The sequence below is a fragment of the Noviherbaspirillum phoenicis genome, from assembly GCF_047237965.1.
In the GTDB taxonomy this organism is placed as follows: Bacteria; Pseudomonadota; Gammaproteobacteria; order Burkholderiales; family Burkholderiaceae_D; genus Noviherbaspirillum_A.
Genome location: NZ_JBDFLX010000001.1, coordinates 1,986,065 through 2,001,079, shown reverse-complemented (window position 1 = coordinate 2,001,079; position 15,015 = coordinate 1,986,065). Strand labels below are relative to the sequence as shown.

Sequence of the window (15,015 nt, the reverse complement as noted above, 5' to 3'; positions counted from 1 at the left end):
CAGGGCATGGCTTTCACCGTCATCATCCCGGCCCGGCTCGCGTCGACCCGTCTGCCCAACAAGCCGCTGGCCGACCTCGGCGGCAAGCCCATGGTGGTGCGCGTGGCCGAGCGCGCCGCGCTGTCCGGCGCCGAACGCGTCATCGTCGCGACCGACCATGCCGACATCCTGGCAGCCTGCCGCGAACATGGCGTGGCCGCCCACCTGACGCGCGCCGACCATCCTTCCGGCACCGATCGCATCGCCGAAGTGGCTGCGGCAATCGGCCTGCCAGCCGATGCGGTGGTGGTAAACGTGCAGGGCGACGAGCCGCTGATCGACCCGCAACTGGTTGCCGCAACCGCCGGCCTGATCACCGCAGACGTGCCGATGGCCACCGCCGCCCACCCGATTTCCGCCATGGAAGACGTGTTCAATCCCAACGTGGTGAAAGTCGCGCTCGACAGGAACCAGCGCGCGCTGTATTTCTCGCGCGCCGCCATCCCCTGGCACCGCGATGGTTTTGCACTATCCACGGCAACACTGCCGCCCGGCTATCGACCGCTGCGGCATATCGGCCTGTACGCTTACTCCCAGGCCTTTCTGCAGGCTTATCCCGCCCTGGCGCTGTCGCCGCTGGAACAGATCGAAGCGCTGGAACAGCTGCGTGTGTTGTGGCACGGCTACCCGATTGCGGTCCATTTGACCGATCATGCGCCTGCCGCCGGTGTCGACACGCCCGAGGACCTTGCCCGGGTGCGTCGCCACTATGACGACACCTGCGCTGCGTCATAGCGGAAAACGATCCAAATGCTGCCGTAGTTGCAAGGTTCTGTGGTAAGTTTCGTGCAAAGTTAATATGGTAAAAGAGACTACCACGGCGCCGCAAACCGGCCGCCGCAACAGATTTCAAAACTCGTTAGGAAAGATTCATGCGCCTCATCCTCCTGGGAGCGCCTGGTGCCGGTAAGGGCACGCAGGCGACCTTTATCAAAGAGAAGTTCAACATCCCCCAGATTTCCACCGGCGACATGCTCCGCGCAGCAGTCAAGGCAGGTACGCCGATGGGATTGGCTGCCAAGAAAGTGATGGACGCGGGTGGCCTGGTATCGGACGACATCATCATCGGGCTCGTCAAGGACCGGCTGAAGGAAGCGGACTGCAAGAACGGCTATTTGTTCGACGGTTTCCCACGCACCATTCCGCAAGCCGACGCGATGAAGGAAGCGGGCGTGGCGATCGACTACGTTCTGGAAATCGATGTGCCAGACAGCGCCATCATCGAACGCATGAGCGGCCGCCGGGTGCATCCGGCATCCGGCCGTACCTATCACGTCAAGTTCAATCCGCCCAAGGCCGAGGGTCGGGACGACGTCACCGGCGAGGAGCTGATACAGCGCGATGACGACCACGAGGAAACGGTCAAAAAGCGCCTGGCGGTCTATCACGAGCAAACCGAAGTGCTGGTTGGCTATTACAACAAATGGGCGGAGTCCGGCCAGCCGGGCGCGCCTAAATATCGCAGGATAGAAGGCGTCGGACCGGTCGAGGAAATCCGGGACCGGGCCTTCGCCGCACTGGCGAACTAAACAACAGCAAGGCGGACCAGGTGTCCGCCTTGTTTTTTGCGGCCTTGCCGTCGCATGCAGTACAGACTCAGCCAGCCCGGGCACTCCATAACAACAGGGCAGCGCATAAGTTTCGGTAACAGGCGTCCACTCATAGCGGCGTCACGGTCCTTGCAACTTTGTCGTGAAATAACAATGGAGGAGTCAACATGGCAGCAGCTTTGGGATTCGCCGTCTTGTGCGGCCTGATCGCGGTGATTTACGGCTTGATGTCGCGCGGATGGATCTTGCGGCAGGACGCGGGCAATGCCCGCATGCAGGATATATCGTCGGCCATCCAGCAGGGCGCCGCCGCTTATTTGGCGCGGCAATATCGCACGATCGGCATCGTCGGCGTGATCCTGTTCCTGCTGATTGCCTTCATTCCCGGACTTGGCCTGATCACCGCCGTCGGCTTCCTGATCGGCGCGCTGCTGTCGGGCGCCTGTGGCTTTATCGGCATGAACGTGTCGGTGCGGGCCAATGTGCGCACCGCGCAGGCGGCCAGCGTTGGCATCCACGAGGCGCTGAATGTGGCCTTCAAGGGTGGGGCGATCACCGGCATGCTGGTGGTCGGTCTCGGACTGCTGGGCGTGACGCTGTTTTACTGGGTGCTGATCGCCAGCGCGCCGCACGGCGCCGGTTTCACGGTATCGCAGCATGACATCATCAAGCCGCTGATCGGCCTGGCTTTCGGTGCTTCGCTGATCTCCATCTTCGCTCGCTTGGGCGGCGGCATCTTCACCAAGGGCGCCGACGTCGGCGCCGACCTGGTGGGCAAGGTCGAAGCCGGCATTCCCGAGGACGATCCGCGCAACCCGGCCGTAATTGCCGACAACGTCGGCGACAACGTTGGCGACTGCGCCGGCATGGCGGCTGACCTGTTCGAAACCTATGTCGTTACCCTGATCGCCACCATGCTGCTCGGCACCCTGATGCTCAATGGTCTGGAAACGCAGGCGGCGCTGTACCCGCTGCTGCTGGGCGCGGTGTCCATCCTGGCTTCCATCGTCGGCTGCTCGCGGGTCAAATACCTGCCGGGCAAGAAGATCATGTCGGCGCTGTATGTCGGCCTGTGGATTTCAGCCGTGCTGTCGCTGATCGGCTTCGGCATCGTCACCTGGCTGATCATGCCGCCGGAACTGCGGGTGCCGATGATGGGTTCCGCGGTGGTGGGCATCGTGCTGACCGGGCTGATGGTCTATATCACCGAGTACTACACCGGCACCGAGTACAAGCCGGTCAAGCATATCGCCGCCGCTTCCACGACCGGACACGGCACCAACATCATCGCCGGACTGGGCGTATCGATGAAATCCACCGCCTATCCGGTGCTGGCGGTCTGTGCCGCCATCGTGGTTTCGTACACCCTGGGCGGCCTGTACGGCATTGCGATTGCGGCGACCTCCATGCTGTCCATGGCCGGCATCATCGTCGCGCTCGATGCCTATGGGCCGATTACCGACAATGCCGGCGGCATTGCCGAAATGTCCGGCATGCCGGAGGAAGTACGGGCCGTCACCGATCCGCTGGATGCGGTTGGCAACACCACCAAGGCCGTCACCAAGGGCTATGCGATCGGCTCGGCCGGCCTGGCTGCGCTGGTGCTGTTCGCCGACTATACCCATGCGCTCGACAGTGCCGGCATTTCCGTCGCCTTCGACCTGTCCGACCCGGCCGTGATCGTCGGCCTGTTCATCGGCGGCCTGGTGCCGTATCTGTTCGGGGCGATGGCGATGGAGGCGGTCGGCAGGGCAGCCGGCGCAGTGGTGGTCGAGGTGCGCAGGCAGTTCCGCGACATCGCCGGCATCATGGACGGCTCCGGCCGGCCCGAATACGACAAGGCGGTGGACATGCTCACCTCGGCCGCGATCAAGGAAATGGTGCTGCCTTCGCTCCTGCCCGTGATTGTGCCCATCCTGGTTGGGATGCTGCTGGGGCCGGCGGCGCTGGGCGGGGTGCTGATGGGCGCCATCGTCACCGGCATCTTCGTCGCCATCTCGATGACCACCGGCGGCGGCGCCTGGGACAATGCCAAGAAGTACATCGAGGAAGGCAATCACGGCGGCAAGGGCTCGGAGGCGCACAAGGCTGCGGTCACCGGCGATACCGTGGGCGACCCGTACAAGGACACCGCCGGCCCGGCGATCAATCCGCTGATCAAGATCATCAACATCGTGGCGCTGCTGATCGTGCCGCTGTTGCCGGTGACCGTGGTGGAAACCGGCGCCGCAAAACCGGCCGCGGTGTCGCATGCCGTTGCGGCCGCAACGCAGCCGGGCTTGCCGCGTTAAGCCGGCAGCTTCAAGTCGAAACGCACCGCCAGCAGCCGCATCACGCAGGTCACCGCGATGCCGGCGCTGACGGTGAGGCTTTCCGGCGCATTGATCTTGTCCAGCAGCAGCGCCACCCAGCAGCCGAAAAACGCACACGTTGCGTATAGCTGGCCACGCCGCAGCACCAGCGGGATCTCATTGCACAGCACGTCCCGCAGCACGCCGCCGAAAATGCCGGTGATCACGCCCATCATCACGCAGACGAACAGGGGCATGCCGGCATCTTCGGCAATCGACGTGCCAAGCACGCTGAACAGGCCCAGGCCGAGCGCGTCCGCCACCAGGATGAATTTTTCCGCGCGCCCCGAACTCAGGTGGCGGGTAAATGGCGTGATCACCAGTGCCAGCGCAAAGATCAGCAGCACATATTCCTGGCGTTCCACCCAGAACAGCGGGCGCTGGTCGAGCAGGAGGTCGCGCAGCGTGCCGCCGCCGAAGGCAGTGATGAAACCGACGGTGAAAATGCCCACCATGTCCATTTCGCGGCGCCGCGCCTCGATGAAACCCGACATGGCAAAGGCGACGATGCCCAAAACCTCGATCGCCTGAAGCAAGGTGCTGAGATTGACCTGAATTGTGAGTGCCATGCTGTTTCCCGGGGGCCAGGGTAAAAAAGGTGTGAATTATAAAAGTGGCGGGCCATGATCTTGGTGGCTAATTTTTGCCCGGTTGCACTTCTGGTGACGCCCGGCCAATGCCTCTGGCACCCATGCGCTTTGCGTGTACCGTCGGCGCCAGCACGCCTGGCCGAAGGCCGCCACATCCGTTCCGCACGCCGCCCAGAGCCGCACTTTTTGTTATTCAAATAAAAATCGCTACAATCCGCTGGTTGACGTTAACGTCAATCGTGCAGGCAATCCAATATTTTCCATCCCCAGAGAGGACAAGATGCAGATTCAGGAGAACGTATTCATCATTACCGGCGGCGCATCAGGGCTGGGCGCAGCCACCGCGCGCATGATCGTGGAAAATGGCGGCAAGGTGGTGCTGGCCGATGTGCAGGTAGAGGCAGGAGAAAAGCTGGCCGCCGAACTCGGCGGCAAGTTCGTGCGTTGCGATGTCACGTCGGAAGCCGATGGCAAGGCCGTGGTGGAAGCGGCGCTGGCATTGGGCAAGCTGTGTGGCCTGGTCAACTGCGCCGGCGTGGCGCCGGCTGTGAAGACGGTAGGCAAGGATGGTCCGCACCCGCTGGAAGTCTTCCAGCGCACCGTCAATATCAATCTGGTCGGCACATTCAATATGTCGCGCCTTGCCGCGGATGCGATGGCCAAGCAGGAAGCCAGCGCCGACGGTGAACGCGGCGTGATCATCAATACCGCTTCGGTAGCCGCCTACGATGGCCAGATCGGCCAGGCAGCCTATGCATCGTCCAAGGCCGCAGTGGCTGGCCTGACCCTGCCTATGGCGCGTGACCTGTCCCGCAATGGCATCCGGGTGATGACCATCGCGCCGGGCATCTTCGAAACGCCGATGCTCTTGGGCATGCCGCAGGAAGTGCAGGACGCGCTGGGCCGCATGGTACCGTTCCCACCTCGCCTGGGCCGGCCGCATGAATATGCCCACCTCGCCAGGACCATCATTGAAAACACGATGCTCAACGGCGAGACGATACGGCTGGATGGCGCTATCCGCATGCAGCCCAAGTGATCCCGGTCCGCCGTCTGGCGACGTTCGCCCATCTGAGCAAGGCGCTGCTGCTGGCCGCGCTTCTGGGCGGCTGCGCCTCGCCCGACGGCTGGCCGGAGGCGGTTTCCGTCGATGCCAGCCTGGCGGCGCCGGAAACCGCCTCCGGTTATGTCGACAAGCCGGGATGGTATGCACGCAGCTTCATGGTGTCCGCTGCCAATCCCCTCGCTGCGGATGCCGGATACGACATCCTGAAGCAGGGCGGTTCGGCTGTGGACGCCGCCATTGCGGTGCAGATGGTGCTTGGCCTGGTCGAGCCACAGTCGTCCGGGCTGGGCGGCGGCAGCCTGATGCTGCATTTCGACGGCAAGCAGCTGCGCACGCTGGACGGCCGCGAAACCGCCCCGGCGGCGGCCGACGAAAAACTGTTCCAGGATGCCAGCGGCAAGCCAGTTCCTTATTTTGACGGATTGATCGGCGGGCGCTCGGTTGGCGTTCCGGGCATGCTGCGCATGCTCGAACGGGCGCACCAGCAGCATGGAAAACTGCCTTGGGAAACGCTGTTTGCGCCGGCGATCAGGATGGCGGAGCAGGGCTTCGAGGTCAGTCCCAGGCTCGCCAAGCTGCTGCGCGACGACCCTTATCTCAGGCAGGACCCGACGGCGGCAGCTTACTTCTACGACCAGGATGGCCAGCCGTGGCAAGCCGGTCATTTGTTAAGAAATCCCGCATTGGCAGCGGTCATGCGGCGTGTTGCCAAGGAGGGCGCGGACGCCTTTTACCAGGGAGAAGTCGCGCGTGACATGGTCGCCAAGGTAAGGCTGCATCCACGCAATCCGGGGCGGCTGAGCGTCCAGGATATTGCAGGCTATCAAGCCAGGGAGCGTGAACCGCTTTGCACCAGCTACCGCATCTGGCGCATCTGTGGCATGCCGCCGCCGTCCTCCGGCGGACTGGCCGTTGCCCAGATGCTGGGCATACTGGAAAACACGGAGATCGGCAGGCTGGCGCCGGACGGCAACGGCATGAACCCGCAGGCAGTGCACCTGTTCAGCGAAGCGGGCCGGCTGGCCTATGCGGACCGCAACCGCTATGTGACCGATCCGGATTTCGTGCCCGTTCCGGGCGGCATTGCATCGCTGCTGGACAAGCGCTACCTGGCGCAGCGTGCGGCCTTGATCGGCGAGCGCTCGATGGGTACGGCGGCTGCCGGCAAGCCGGAAGGCATGCAGCTGGCCTGGGGCGATGATGTTTCGCCCGAATTGCCTTCGACCACGCATATTTCCATCGTCGACAGGGACGGCCAGGCGGTGGCGATGACGTCGACGGTGGAGAGCGCATTCGGGTCGCGCCAGATGGTGCACGGGTTCCTGCTCAACAATGAGCTGACCGATTTTTCCTATGTGTCGGCAGATGAGGCCGGCCCGGTCGCCAACCGGGTGCAGGGCGGCAAGCGGCCGCGTAGTTCAATGGCGCCGACCATGGTGTTTGATCGTTCGTCGGGGAAACTGATCCTGCTGGTAGGTTCCCCGGGGGGTAGTTACATCATCAATTATGTTGCGAAGACACTGGTCGGCGTGCTGGACTGGCGCATGGATGTCCAGAGCGCAATCAGTCTTCCGAACTTTGGTAGCCGAAATGGCCCGACGGAACTTGAGCGAGGCCGGTTCCCGGGCAATTTCATCAGTGCGCTGAAGCAGAAAGAGCATCAGATCAGGCTTGACGAGCAGACTTCCGGCCTGCAGGCCGTCATGCGCGTCCGGCGCAATGGCGAGGAAATGTGGTTCGGCGGCGCTGACCCCCGTCGGGAAGGCGTGGCACGCGGCGACTAGCGCCGGCCTGGTTTGCACCGCGAGCCTCATGGCAGGCTTCGGTTTCGGGACGCTCCGCGCTTCGGTTCAAGCACCTCGAACCATCTTCAGTTGCTTCCCACAAACTGTACAGGTAACCTTGGAACCGGTTTTTCCATCGGTGTCGACCTGCGCAGAAAGTGACATGGCCTTGTTTTCAATGAGAATTCTTATCCGGCAGACATTGCTCCTGTTGCTTGGGATGCTGCTGGCATTTGGTGTGTCGGCGCGTACCGGCAGTGGCCGCGATGTCGTTTTCGTCTCCGAACTGCCGGCCGAAGCGCGGCAGACGCTGCAGCTGATCAGGCAGGGTGGGCCATTTCCATACGAGAAAGATGGGGCGGTATTTGGCAATTATGAAAGGCTTTTGCCAAAACAAAACCGAGGGTATTATCGTGAATTCACTGTAAAGACCCCAGGTGCGCGCAACCGTGGTGCCAGACGCATCATTACTGGCGGGGAATTAAATAGTCCACGGGAACTCTACTACACAGAAGACCATTACGCGTCATTCCGACGCATTCAAGAGTGAGAAGTGAATATCTATACCCTTATGGTTCCGGAGAAAGGTCCGCAGTTGATGCCAGAAGCGCCAGCAGAAGCGAGCTTGTTCCAGACCGTTCCACCGAACGTGGTGCAGTCGATCCGTGCTTTCCGTGTCACCGAACTCCAGGCGGAGGCGGCCAAGCTGGGCCAGCATTTCCTCTATGCCTATTGCGGCGATGCAACGACCAAACAGCAGGTATTGACGACGATTGCCGAGGCTTTTCAGTTCCCGCGGCATTTTGGCAAGAATTACGACGCCTTGTCAGACTGCCTGACCAGCCTCGTGTACAAGGCAGGTCGCCAGTCTGGGTTTCTCGTCGTGCTGGAACAGCTTCCCAATACCCAGAAGTTTGACCGCGAGGCGCGCGAAACCCTGCTCGATGTGTTTCGTGACGCAGCGGATTTCTGGGCTGAAAAGAACGTGCCTTTCCGGGTTTTCTATTCTTTCCAGTAAGGTTTTCCGGACTTTGCCCGGTGAGCTGAGCGCAAAATGCGCGCAGGTCGTCATGTACAATGCGCGCCATGAAAAGTATCGTCATCCTTATTTCCGGACGCGGCAGCAATATGCAAGCCATCGTGCAGGCCGCACGGAAGGGAAATTGGCCGGTGCGCATCGCCGCCATTATCAGCAATCGTCTGGATGCACCCGGCCTGGCATACGCAGAACAGCATCAGATTCCAGCTGTCACGGTCCCAAGCAGGAATTATCCTGACCGGACTGCGTTTGATCGCGCGTTAAAGCATGAAATCGATCGGTTTTCCCCTGACTTCGTGGTCCTGGCCGGTTTCATGCGGATATTGACCGCTGAATTCGTTGCCCATTACGCCGGACGCATGCTCAACATCCATCCTTCCCTGCTCCCCAGTTTTCCTGGTTTGCATACGCACAGGCAGGCGCTGGAGGCCGGCGTCAAACTCCATGGGGCGACCGTCCATTTCGTTACCGCAGAGTTGGATCACGGGCCCATCGTTGCCCAGGAGGCGGTGCCGGTCCTTCCCGATGACACCGAAGAAACCTTGTCGGCGCGCGTGCTGGAGGTGGAACATCGTCTCTATCCCGCAGCAGTGCTGGCGGCGGTCGAAAGCCGCCTTTCCATCAGCAACGGCTGCGTGCGCGTTATCCCCGAATCCGAAAACCATTTGACCTTGAAAGAATCCGCATGAGGCTGCCTCCCGCCCTGATCGGCCATACCGAGGAAGTCCTGCGGGAAATCCTTCGCTTTACCGGCCCGGCCGACAATACCCTGTCCCGTTATTTTCGCGATCATCCCCGACTTGGCAGCCGCGAGCGCGGCGTGATTGCCGAGGCAGTATATGGCCTGTTGCGCAACAAGCTGGTCTATACCAGTTTCGCTGAATCGGGCCAGGGGCCAAGCATGCGCCGGCTGGCCTTGCTCGGTCTTGCCGATGCGGCCGGAATCGAGGCGCTGGGCGGACTGTCGCCTGAAGAAAGCGATTGGCTGAATCGGGTAATGCAGATCGATCGCGACATGCTGCCCGCAGCGTTGCGTGCAAATCTGCCGGCGTGGCTGTATGAGCGCCTGCTGGAGCGTTTCGGGGAAGAGGAAGCGCAGAAGCTGGCGCAGACCCTGAATACGCCGGCGCCGCTGGACTTGCGCGTCAACAGCATCAAGGCCGACCGGGAGCAGGTCATCGCCGCATTGGCCGAAGCGCCCATCCTCGCCGAGCCTACGCCCTACGCGCCGTTGGCGCTGAGGGTAAGGAAAAAGCCCGCGCTGCAGAATCTGCCCTTGTTCAAGAGCGGCGCGATAGAGGTGCAGGACGAAGGCAGCCAGATTCTGGCGCAAATACTGGGCGCGCGCCGCGGCGAAATGGTGGTGGATTTCTGCGCCGGCGCGGGCGGCAAAACGCTTGCACTGGGCGCCCTCATGCGCAATACCGGCCGGCTGTATGCATTCGATATATCTGAAAAGCGGCTGGCGAAACTGAAGCCAAGATTGGCGCGCAGCGGGCTGTCGAACGTGCATCCGGTCGTGATCGCGCATGAGAACGATGCCAAGGTCAAGCGCCTGGCGGGAAAGATAGATCGTGTGCTGGTAGATGCGCCGTGCAGCGGGCTTGGCACCTTGCGTCGTAACCCGGATGTGAAATGGCGCCTCAAACCTGAATCGATTACTGAACTCAATACCAAGCAACTTTCGATTCTGGAAGGCGCAGCACGGCTGGTGAAAGCAGGCGGTCGTCTGGTGTATGCCACCTGCAGCATCATGGAAGAGGAAAACGAGTCCATCGTCCGGAAATTTCTTGAGACAAATACATCGTTTCAACTCGTGCCTATGCAGCAAGTGCTGGACGAACAAAAAATCCCGTTGCAAATGGGTGATTTCCTGAAACTGGTTCCGCACTTGCATCAGACCGACGGCTTCTTTGCTGCGGTCCTAGAACGAAACAAGTAGCCTTGTTACTTTGAGGATGCGCTTGGTTGACCCCTTTTGATTTGCGGGGTACGCTCAGCGCCATCCTTAATCGTTCCCTGCAGAAATAGATGACGCTTTCGTTTCCCTGGCTTGATCTATGGTCGGAGGTCCGTACTGCCGGCTTTATCTGGCAGGCAATCGCGGTTGCGGCTTCCATACTCCTTTCTTTGTTGCTTTCGCGTCTGGCAGTTCGCTGGGGTTCAGCGCAAAGTCGCACCGCAGACCCCGAAGCTAGCCAGGCCTGGTCGGTCCATCCTGTACTGTGGCCCATTGCTGCCTTCGCCCTCCTGGCGGCGGCGCGCATGGTGTTTCTAAAATGGCAGCCAGCGCCGCTACTGACGCTTGCCTTGCCTATCGTTGGCTCTCTTGCACTGCTACGCCTGGTGTTCTACCTGTTGCGTCGTGTATTCATGCGTAACGGCAATGCCGGTGGCTTGCTGCTCGGCTTTGAAAAGGTGTTTGCCACGCTGGTCTGGCTGGGCCTGGCCATTCATCTGACCGGTCTGTTGCCCGACCTGATCGCCTACCTGGAACGCACGTCGATTCCGACCGGACGCTACCAGACCTCACTGCTGGTCATTATCCAGGCCATTGCATCCATCGGCGCAACACTCATCCTTGCGCTATGGCTGGGCGCCGTGCTGGAAGAACGGCTGATGAAAGTGAGCACCATACACTCGTCGGCGCGCCTGGTGATGGCAAGGGCAGGGCGTGCCAGCCTGATTCTGGTTGCCATTCTGCTCAGTCTCTCGCTTGCTGGAATCGATTTAACCGTGCTTTCCGTGTTCGGTGGTGCGCTTGGCGTCGGTATAGGCCTTGGTTTACAGAAGATCGTCAGCAGTTATGTGTCAGGGTTCGTCATTTTGCTCGAACGAAGCATGGCAGTAGGCGATATGGTTTCCGTGGCGACTTTTTATGGACAGGTAACGCGGATCAATACGCGCTACACGATCATTCGTAGCCTGGATGGAATAGAAACGGTGATTCCGAATGACATTCTCATTTCAGGTGCGGTACAGAACCACTCCCTGAGCGACCGGAAGCTCAGGCTCGCTACCCGGGTAACGGTGGCTTATGAAACCGATGTGGAAATGATGCTACCTAAACTGGTTGATGTCATTCGCGATATCCCGCGAATCTGCCAGGACCCGGCGCCGCATGCCTTGCTGACAGGCTTTGGCGTGAACGGTCTTGAACTGGAACTGGGTTTCTGGATAGAAGATCCGGAGAATGGAAAAGGCAATTTGTTGTCACTTGTTAACCGTACCATTTGGCGGGTGTTGAGCGAAGAAAACGTCAGAATTCCCTATTCACAACACGAGATCAGGATGGCAACGAATGTGCCGCAATCATTTCCATCGCCAGAACTTTCCTCCATAAAGCAATAAAGCGCGTAAAATACCGGACAAAATTCAACAAATGCGGCTAATCCAGACCTCGGATCATGACCGCCAGGGAAAATAACCTCCCGCCCATCAACTTTGGAGCCTGAATGATTCTGAATGCAGTTTTGGACTTTCTGTCGAATGGACTGACCCGTGCCAGTGCTTGGGAAATCGTCATCTATACGCTGGTCGTTACGCATATAACGATCGCCGGCGTGACGATTTACCTGCATCGGAGCCAGGCACACCGCGCACTCGAATTGCATGCCATCCCGAGCCACTTCTTCCGTTTCTGGCTCTGGATGACCACTGGCATGGTCACCAAGGAATGGGCGGCCATCCACCGTAAGCATCATGCGAAGTGCGAGACCGAGGAAGATCCGCACAGCCCGGTCACCCGTGGCATCAAGAAAGTGCTGCTGGAAGGTGCTGAACTGTACCGTGCAGAATCAAAAAACCAGCAGACCATGGAGAAGTACGGCCATGGCACGCCGGATGACTGGATCGAGCGCAACCTCTATACCAAGCACAGTGCGCTTGGCATCGTGCTGATGCTGTTCATCGACATTGCCCTGTTTGGCATTGTCGGCCTGTCAGTGTGGGCAGTGCAGATGCTCTGGATTCCCGTGACTGCGGCCGGCATTATCAACGGCATCGGCCATTTCTGGGGCTACCGTAACTATGACTGCAACGATGCGGCGACGAATATCTTCCCGATCGGCATCCTGATTGGCGGTGAGGAACTGCATAACAATCACCATACCTTCGGCACTTCGGCAAAACTGTCCTCGAAGTGGTACGAGTTCGATATCGGCTGGATGTATATCCGCATCCTGGAAACGCTGGGCCTGGCAACCGTGAAAAAAGTCGCACCGGCGCCGAAATTCGACAGTGGCAAGCGTGTTGCAGACCTGGCTACCTTGCAGTCCATTGTGTCGAACCGCTATGACGTAATGGCGAAGTACACCAAGTCCATTCGCCATACCTGGCGCGAAGAAATTGGCCATATCCGCAGCAAGACGGAAATGGGCAGCGATGCGCTGCGTCGGTCGCGCAAGCTGCTGCAAAAGGAACCCGCCAAGCTGGAAGCGCCGCAGCGTCAGCAGTTGAGCGAATTGCTTGCACATAGCAAGGCACTGAAGACGATGCACGACATGCGTGCTGAATTGAGCGCCCTGTGGGAGAGGTCGCATTCCACCAGCGACCAGCTGCTGCATCATCTGCAGGACTGGTGCCGTCGCGCCGAATCCTCCGGCATCCGTTCGCTGCAGGAATTTTCGCTACGGCTGCGCAGCTATGCCTGAGCAAGGCTAGGAAGCAGTGCTTCAAAAAGAGCCCGGTTCGCCGGGCTTTTTTCATGGTTGCCTGGCTCGGGCAGAAATTGCATTGCAAACCTGCAGGCGAAAAAAAACCCGCAGGCAAGTGCGGGTCTTTCGAAAGCCAGACCAATTACTTGATCTTCGTTTCCTTGTATGCAACATGCTTACGAGCCTTGGGATCGAATTTCATGATCTCCATCTTTTCCGGCATGGTGCGCTTGTTCTTGGTCGTGGTGTAGAAGTGACCCGTGCCTGCAGTCGATTCCAGCTTGATTTTGTCGCGGCCTTTGGTAGCCATGATGATTCCTTTACTGTGGGATTAGACTTTTTCGCCACGGGCGCGCATATCGGCCAGGACGGCATCAATGCCGATCTTGTCGATGATGCGCAGGCCAGCGTTGGACAGGCGCAGGGAAACCCAGCGGTTTTCCGACTCTACGAAAATGCGGCGATTCTGCAGGTTAGGCAGAAAGCGACGCTTGGTCTTGTTGTTCGCATGGGAAACGTTGTTGCCGACCATCGGCTTCTTCCCGGTGACTTGGCATTGACGTGCCATGTTTCACTCCTTCAAATATTTCCGAAATTGGAAAAAACGAGAGTATAGCCAAAAAAAGTAGAATATTCAACGACTTGCGAAAAACAATTGTTTCTTGTTTTTCCTCTTTGATTTAACAATTCGATGCATCGGTTTTCATAGTTCTCCATGCTCGATGAAAGAGTAGATTTGCCTGCCTGCGACAATCAGATGGTCGAGTACCCGCACCTCGATCAGGCCAAGGGCATCACTCAGCAGATGCGTGATTTCATGGTCTTGGCTACTCGGGAAAGCCTCGCCGGAAGGGTGGTTGTGAGCCAGTATGCAAGCGGCCGCGTTGCAATGCAGTGCTGCCCGTACCACTTCACGCGGATGGACCTGGGCCCGCGTCAAAGTGCCCCGAAATAATTCCTCGCATGCAATGACATAGTGTTTTGCATTCAGAAAAATGACGGTAAAGCTTTCATAGGGAAGGGTGGCCAGGCGCAACTGGAGATAGCGCTGCACGGCCAGGGTATTGGTCAGCGGCGATTCGCGTTTTATTTCTTCCAGTGTGGTGCGGCGCGCCAATTCCAGTACCGCCTGCAACTGTGCAAATTTCGCTGGACCCAGTCCGGGCAGCTTGCAGAACTCATGCAGCGCTGCGTTGCAGAGTGCATGCAGCGACCCGAAGTGCAGCAGCATGCGCTGGGCCAGTTCAACGGCGGAACAGCCTGGCAGACCGGTGCGGAGGAAAATCGCCAGCAGTTCTGCATCGGACAGGGTGTGTGCGCCAAGCGCAATCAGTCTTTCCCTCGGTCGCAGCGCTTCCGGCCAGTCAGCAATTCCCATGTTCTGTCTTCCATGCAGGGGTGCTTCGATCGGTGCAATCGCCGCCAGTCGGCGCGAGCGGCTGTGGTGGCTTAAAATGGCGGATTATTTTGTCTGGCGGAACCTCATGGAAAATCTAACACAGCCAGTCGTGGGCCCAGGCGCCTATCTGACGCTGCATTACCGACTCGCGTCGCAGGATGGCAACGACATTGTTACCACCTTCAACGGCAATCCGGCCACGCTGCAACTCGGCACGGGCCAGCTTGCGCCCTTTCTTGAAGAGCGCCTGATCGGCCTGTCCGACGGCGCCGAACGCAGCTTTTCGCTGGCGCCGTCTGAAGCATTCGGCGAGCGCAACCCGGAATTGCTGCAGCGGGTTTCTCGCAGCACGCTTGCCGAAAATTCCCAGCTCGGCGAGGAATACAAGGTGGGCGATGTGGTTGAATTCGCGGCGCCGGGCGGCGGCCGCTTTGCCGGAGTGCTGCTTGAAATCAACGCCGATGATGCGCTTTTCGATTTCAATCACCCGCTGGCGGGACAGACGCTCCGTTTCGACGTACGCATCATCGGCATACTGTAGC

The 15,015-nt window shown here is 59.6% G+C and carries 16 protein-coding genes; 12 read left to right on the top strand and 4 right to left on the bottom strand.

What is annotated here, in order from left to right; genetic code table 11:
* Positions 1–6: 6 nt before the first annotated feature.
* The 3 genes from kdsB to ABC383_RS09150 all read left to right on the top strand — a co-directional run bounded on the left by kdsB (position 7) and on the right by ABC383_RS09150 (position 3,880).
* On the top strand, positions 7–774 hold the full coding sequence (gene kdsB / locus ABC383_RS09160) for a 3-deoxy-manno-octulosonate cytidylyltransferase (RefSeq protein WP_413013303.1): 768 nt from the start codon (positions 7–9) through the stop codon (positions 772–774).
* Positions 775–911: 137 nt separating this feature from the next.
* Positions 912–1,568, top strand: a complete 657-nt coding sequence (gene adk / locus ABC383_RS09155) for an adenylate kinase (protein WP_413013301.1) — start codon at positions 912–914, stop codon at positions 1,566–1,568.
* A gap of 188 nt (positions 1,569–1,756) precedes the next feature.
* Entirely contained in the window at positions 1,757–3,880 is a 2,124-nt protein-coding gene (locus ABC383_RS09150) for a sodium-translocating pyrophosphatase (RefSeq protein WP_413013299.1), read from the top strand.
* On the opposite strand, the gene ABC383_RS09145 is transcribed toward ABC383_RS09150, so the two are convergent.
* Positions 3,877–4,509, bottom strand: a complete 633-nt coding sequence (locus ABC383_RS09145) for a trimeric intracellular cation channel family protein (protein ID WP_413013297.1) — start codon at positions 4,507–4,509, stop codon at positions 3,877–3,879. The two genes, ABC383_RS09150 and ABC383_RS09145, sit on opposite strands and share 4 nt — an antisense overlap.
* Positions 4,510–4,810: 301 nt before the next feature.
* Here ABC383_RS09145 and ABC383_RS09140 point away from each other — a divergent pair, with 301 nt between their 5' ends.
* From ABC383_RS09140 to ABC383_RS09105, 8 genes are all read left to right on the top strand, one after another.
* Positions 4,811–5,569, top strand: a complete 759-nt coding sequence (locus ABC383_RS09140; RefSeq protein WP_413013295.1) for a 3-hydroxyacyl-CoA dehydrogenase — start codon at positions 4,811–4,813, stop codon at positions 5,567–5,569.
* Positions 5,566–7,380 (top strand): gamma-glutamyltransferase, encoded by a 1,815-nt coding sequence (gene ggt / locus ABC383_RS09135; protein ID WP_413013293.1) that lies wholly within the window; start codon positions 5,566–5,568, stop codon positions 7,378–7,380. The genes ABC383_RS09140 and ggt overlap by 4 nt, the downstream gene beginning before the upstream one ends.
* A gap of 28 nt (positions 7,381–7,408) precedes the next feature.
* On the top strand, positions 7,409–7,930 hold the full coding sequence (locus ABC383_RS09130) for a guanyl-specific ribonuclease (protein WP_413013291.1): 522 nt from the start codon (positions 7,409–7,411) through the stop codon (positions 7,928–7,930).
* A gap of 21 nt (positions 7,931–7,951) precedes the next feature.
* Positions 7,952–8,398, top strand: a complete 447-nt coding sequence (locus tag ABC383_RS09125) for a barstar family protein (protein ID WP_413016286.1) — start codon at positions 7,952–7,954, stop codon at positions 8,396–8,398.
* Positions 8,399–8,466: 68 nt separating this feature from the next.
* Entirely contained in the window at positions 8,467–9,108 is a 642-nt protein-coding gene (gene purN / locus ABC383_RS09120) for a phosphoribosylglycinamide formyltransferase (protein ID WP_413013289.1), read from the top strand.
* Positions 9,105–10,361 carry an RsmB/NOP family class I SAM-dependent RNA methyltransferase gene (locus tag ABC383_RS09115; protein WP_413013287.1) on the top strand — a complete coding sequence of 419 codons (1,257 nt, stop codon included), beginning with the start codon at positions 9,105–9,107 and terminating at the stop codon, positions 10,359–10,361. Before purN ends, ABC383_RS09115 begins: the two co-directional genes overlap by 4 nt.
* Before the next feature lie 89 nt (positions 10,362–10,450).
* Positions 10,451–11,770, top strand: a complete 1,320-nt coding sequence (locus ABC383_RS09110) for a mechanosensitive ion channel family protein (RefSeq protein ID WP_413013286.1) — start codon at positions 10,451–10,453, stop codon at positions 11,768–11,770.
* A 104-nt stretch (positions 11,771–11,874) separates the two neighbouring features.
* Entirely contained in the window at positions 11,875–13,071 is a 1,197-nt protein-coding gene (locus ABC383_RS09105) for a DesA family fatty acid desaturase (protein WP_413013284.1), read from the top strand.
* Between the two features lie 145 nt (positions 13,072–13,216).
* On the opposite strand, the gene rpmG is transcribed toward ABC383_RS09105, so the two are convergent.
* The 3 genes from rpmG to radC form a co-directional block, all read right to left on the bottom strand.
* The gene (rpmG, locus tag ABC383_RS09100; RefSeq protein ID WP_194712305.1) at positions 13,217–13,384 is read right to left on the bottom strand and encodes a 50S ribosomal protein L33; all 168 of its coding nucleotides are present in this window, start codon (positions 13,382–13,384) and stop codon (positions 13,217–13,219) included.
* A gap of 21 nt (positions 13,385–13,405) precedes the next feature.
* Positions 13,406–13,642 carry a 50S ribosomal protein L28 gene (gene rpmB, locus ABC383_RS09095; RefSeq protein ID WP_194712304.1) on the bottom strand — a complete coding sequence of 79 codons (237 nt, stop codon included), beginning with the start codon at positions 13,640–13,642 and terminating at the stop codon, positions 13,406–13,408.
* A 135-nt stretch (positions 13,643–13,777) separates the two neighbouring features.
* A complete protein-coding gene (radC, locus tag ABC383_RS09090; RefSeq protein WP_413013282.1) occupies positions 13,778–14,452 on the bottom strand; it encodes a RadC family protein in 675 nt (224 codons plus the stop codon).
* Positions 14,453–14,558: 106 nt separating this feature from the next.
* Here radC and ABC383_RS09085 point away from each other — a divergent pair, with 106 nt between their 5' ends.
* Positions 14,559–15,014, top strand: coding sequence for an FKBP-type peptidyl-prolyl cis-trans isomerase (locus ABC383_RS09085; protein WP_413016284.1), 456 nt, complete (start codon positions 14,559–14,561; stop codon positions 15,012–15,014).
* The last annotated feature ends 1 nt before the right edge of the window (position 15,015 follow it).

Coding starts and splice junctions, on each gene's coding strand:
- adk (WP_413013301.1), top strand. CDS start 912: ATGCGCCTCATCCTCCTGGGAGCGCCTGGTGCCGGTAAGGGCACGCAG.
- ABC383_RS09145 (WP_413013297.1), bottom strand. CDS start 4,509: ATGGCACTCACAATTCAGGTCAATCTCAGCACCTTGCTTCAGGCGATC.
- purN (WP_413013289.1), top strand. CDS start 8,467: ATGAAAAGTATCGTCATCCTTATTTCCGGACGCGGCAGCAATATGCAA.
- rpmB (WP_194712304.1), bottom strand. CDS start 13,642: ATGGCACGTCAATGCCAAGTCACCGGGAAGAAGCCGATGGTCGGCAAC.
- radC (WP_413013282.1), bottom strand. CDS start 14,452: ATGGGAATTGCTGACTGGCCGGAAGCGCTGCGACCGAGGGAAAGACTG.
- ABC383_RS09125 (WP_413016286.1), top strand. CDS start 7,952: ATGGTTCCGGAGAAAGGTCCGCAGTTGATGCCAGAAGCGCCAGCAGAA.
- ABC383_RS09110 (WP_413013286.1), top strand. CDS start 10,451: ATGACGCTTTCGTTTCCCTGGCTTGATCTATGGTCGGAGGTCCGTACT.
- kdsB (WP_413013303.1), top strand. CDS start 7: ATGGCTTTCACCGTCATCATCCCGGCCCGGCTCGCGTCGACCCGTCTG.
- ABC383_RS09150 (WP_413013299.1), top strand. CDS start 1,757: ATGGCAGCAGCTTTGGGATTCGCCGTCTTGTGCGGCCTGATCGCGGTG.
- ABC383_RS09105 (WP_413013284.1), top strand. CDS start 11,875: ATGATTCTGAATGCAGTTTTGGACTTTCTGTCGAATGGACTGACCCGT.
- ABC383_RS09140 (WP_413013295.1), top strand. CDS start 4,811: ATGCAGATTCAGGAGAACGTATTCATCATTACCGGCGGCGCATCAGGG.
- ABC383_RS09115 (WP_413013287.1), top strand. CDS start 9,105: ATGAGGCTGCCTCCCGCCCTGATCGGCCATACCGAGGAAGTCCTGCGG.
- ABC383_RS09085 (WP_413016284.1), top strand. CDS start 14,559: ATGGAAAATCTAACACAGCCAGTCGTGGGCCCAGGCGCCTATCTGACG.
- rpmG (WP_194712305.1), bottom strand. CDS start 13,384: ATGGCTACCAAAGGCCGCGACAAAATCAAGCTGGAATCGACTGCAGGC.
- ABC383_RS09130 (WP_413013291.1), top strand. CDS start 7,409: ATGGCAGGCTTCGGTTTCGGGACGCTCCGCGCTTCGGTTCAAGCACCT.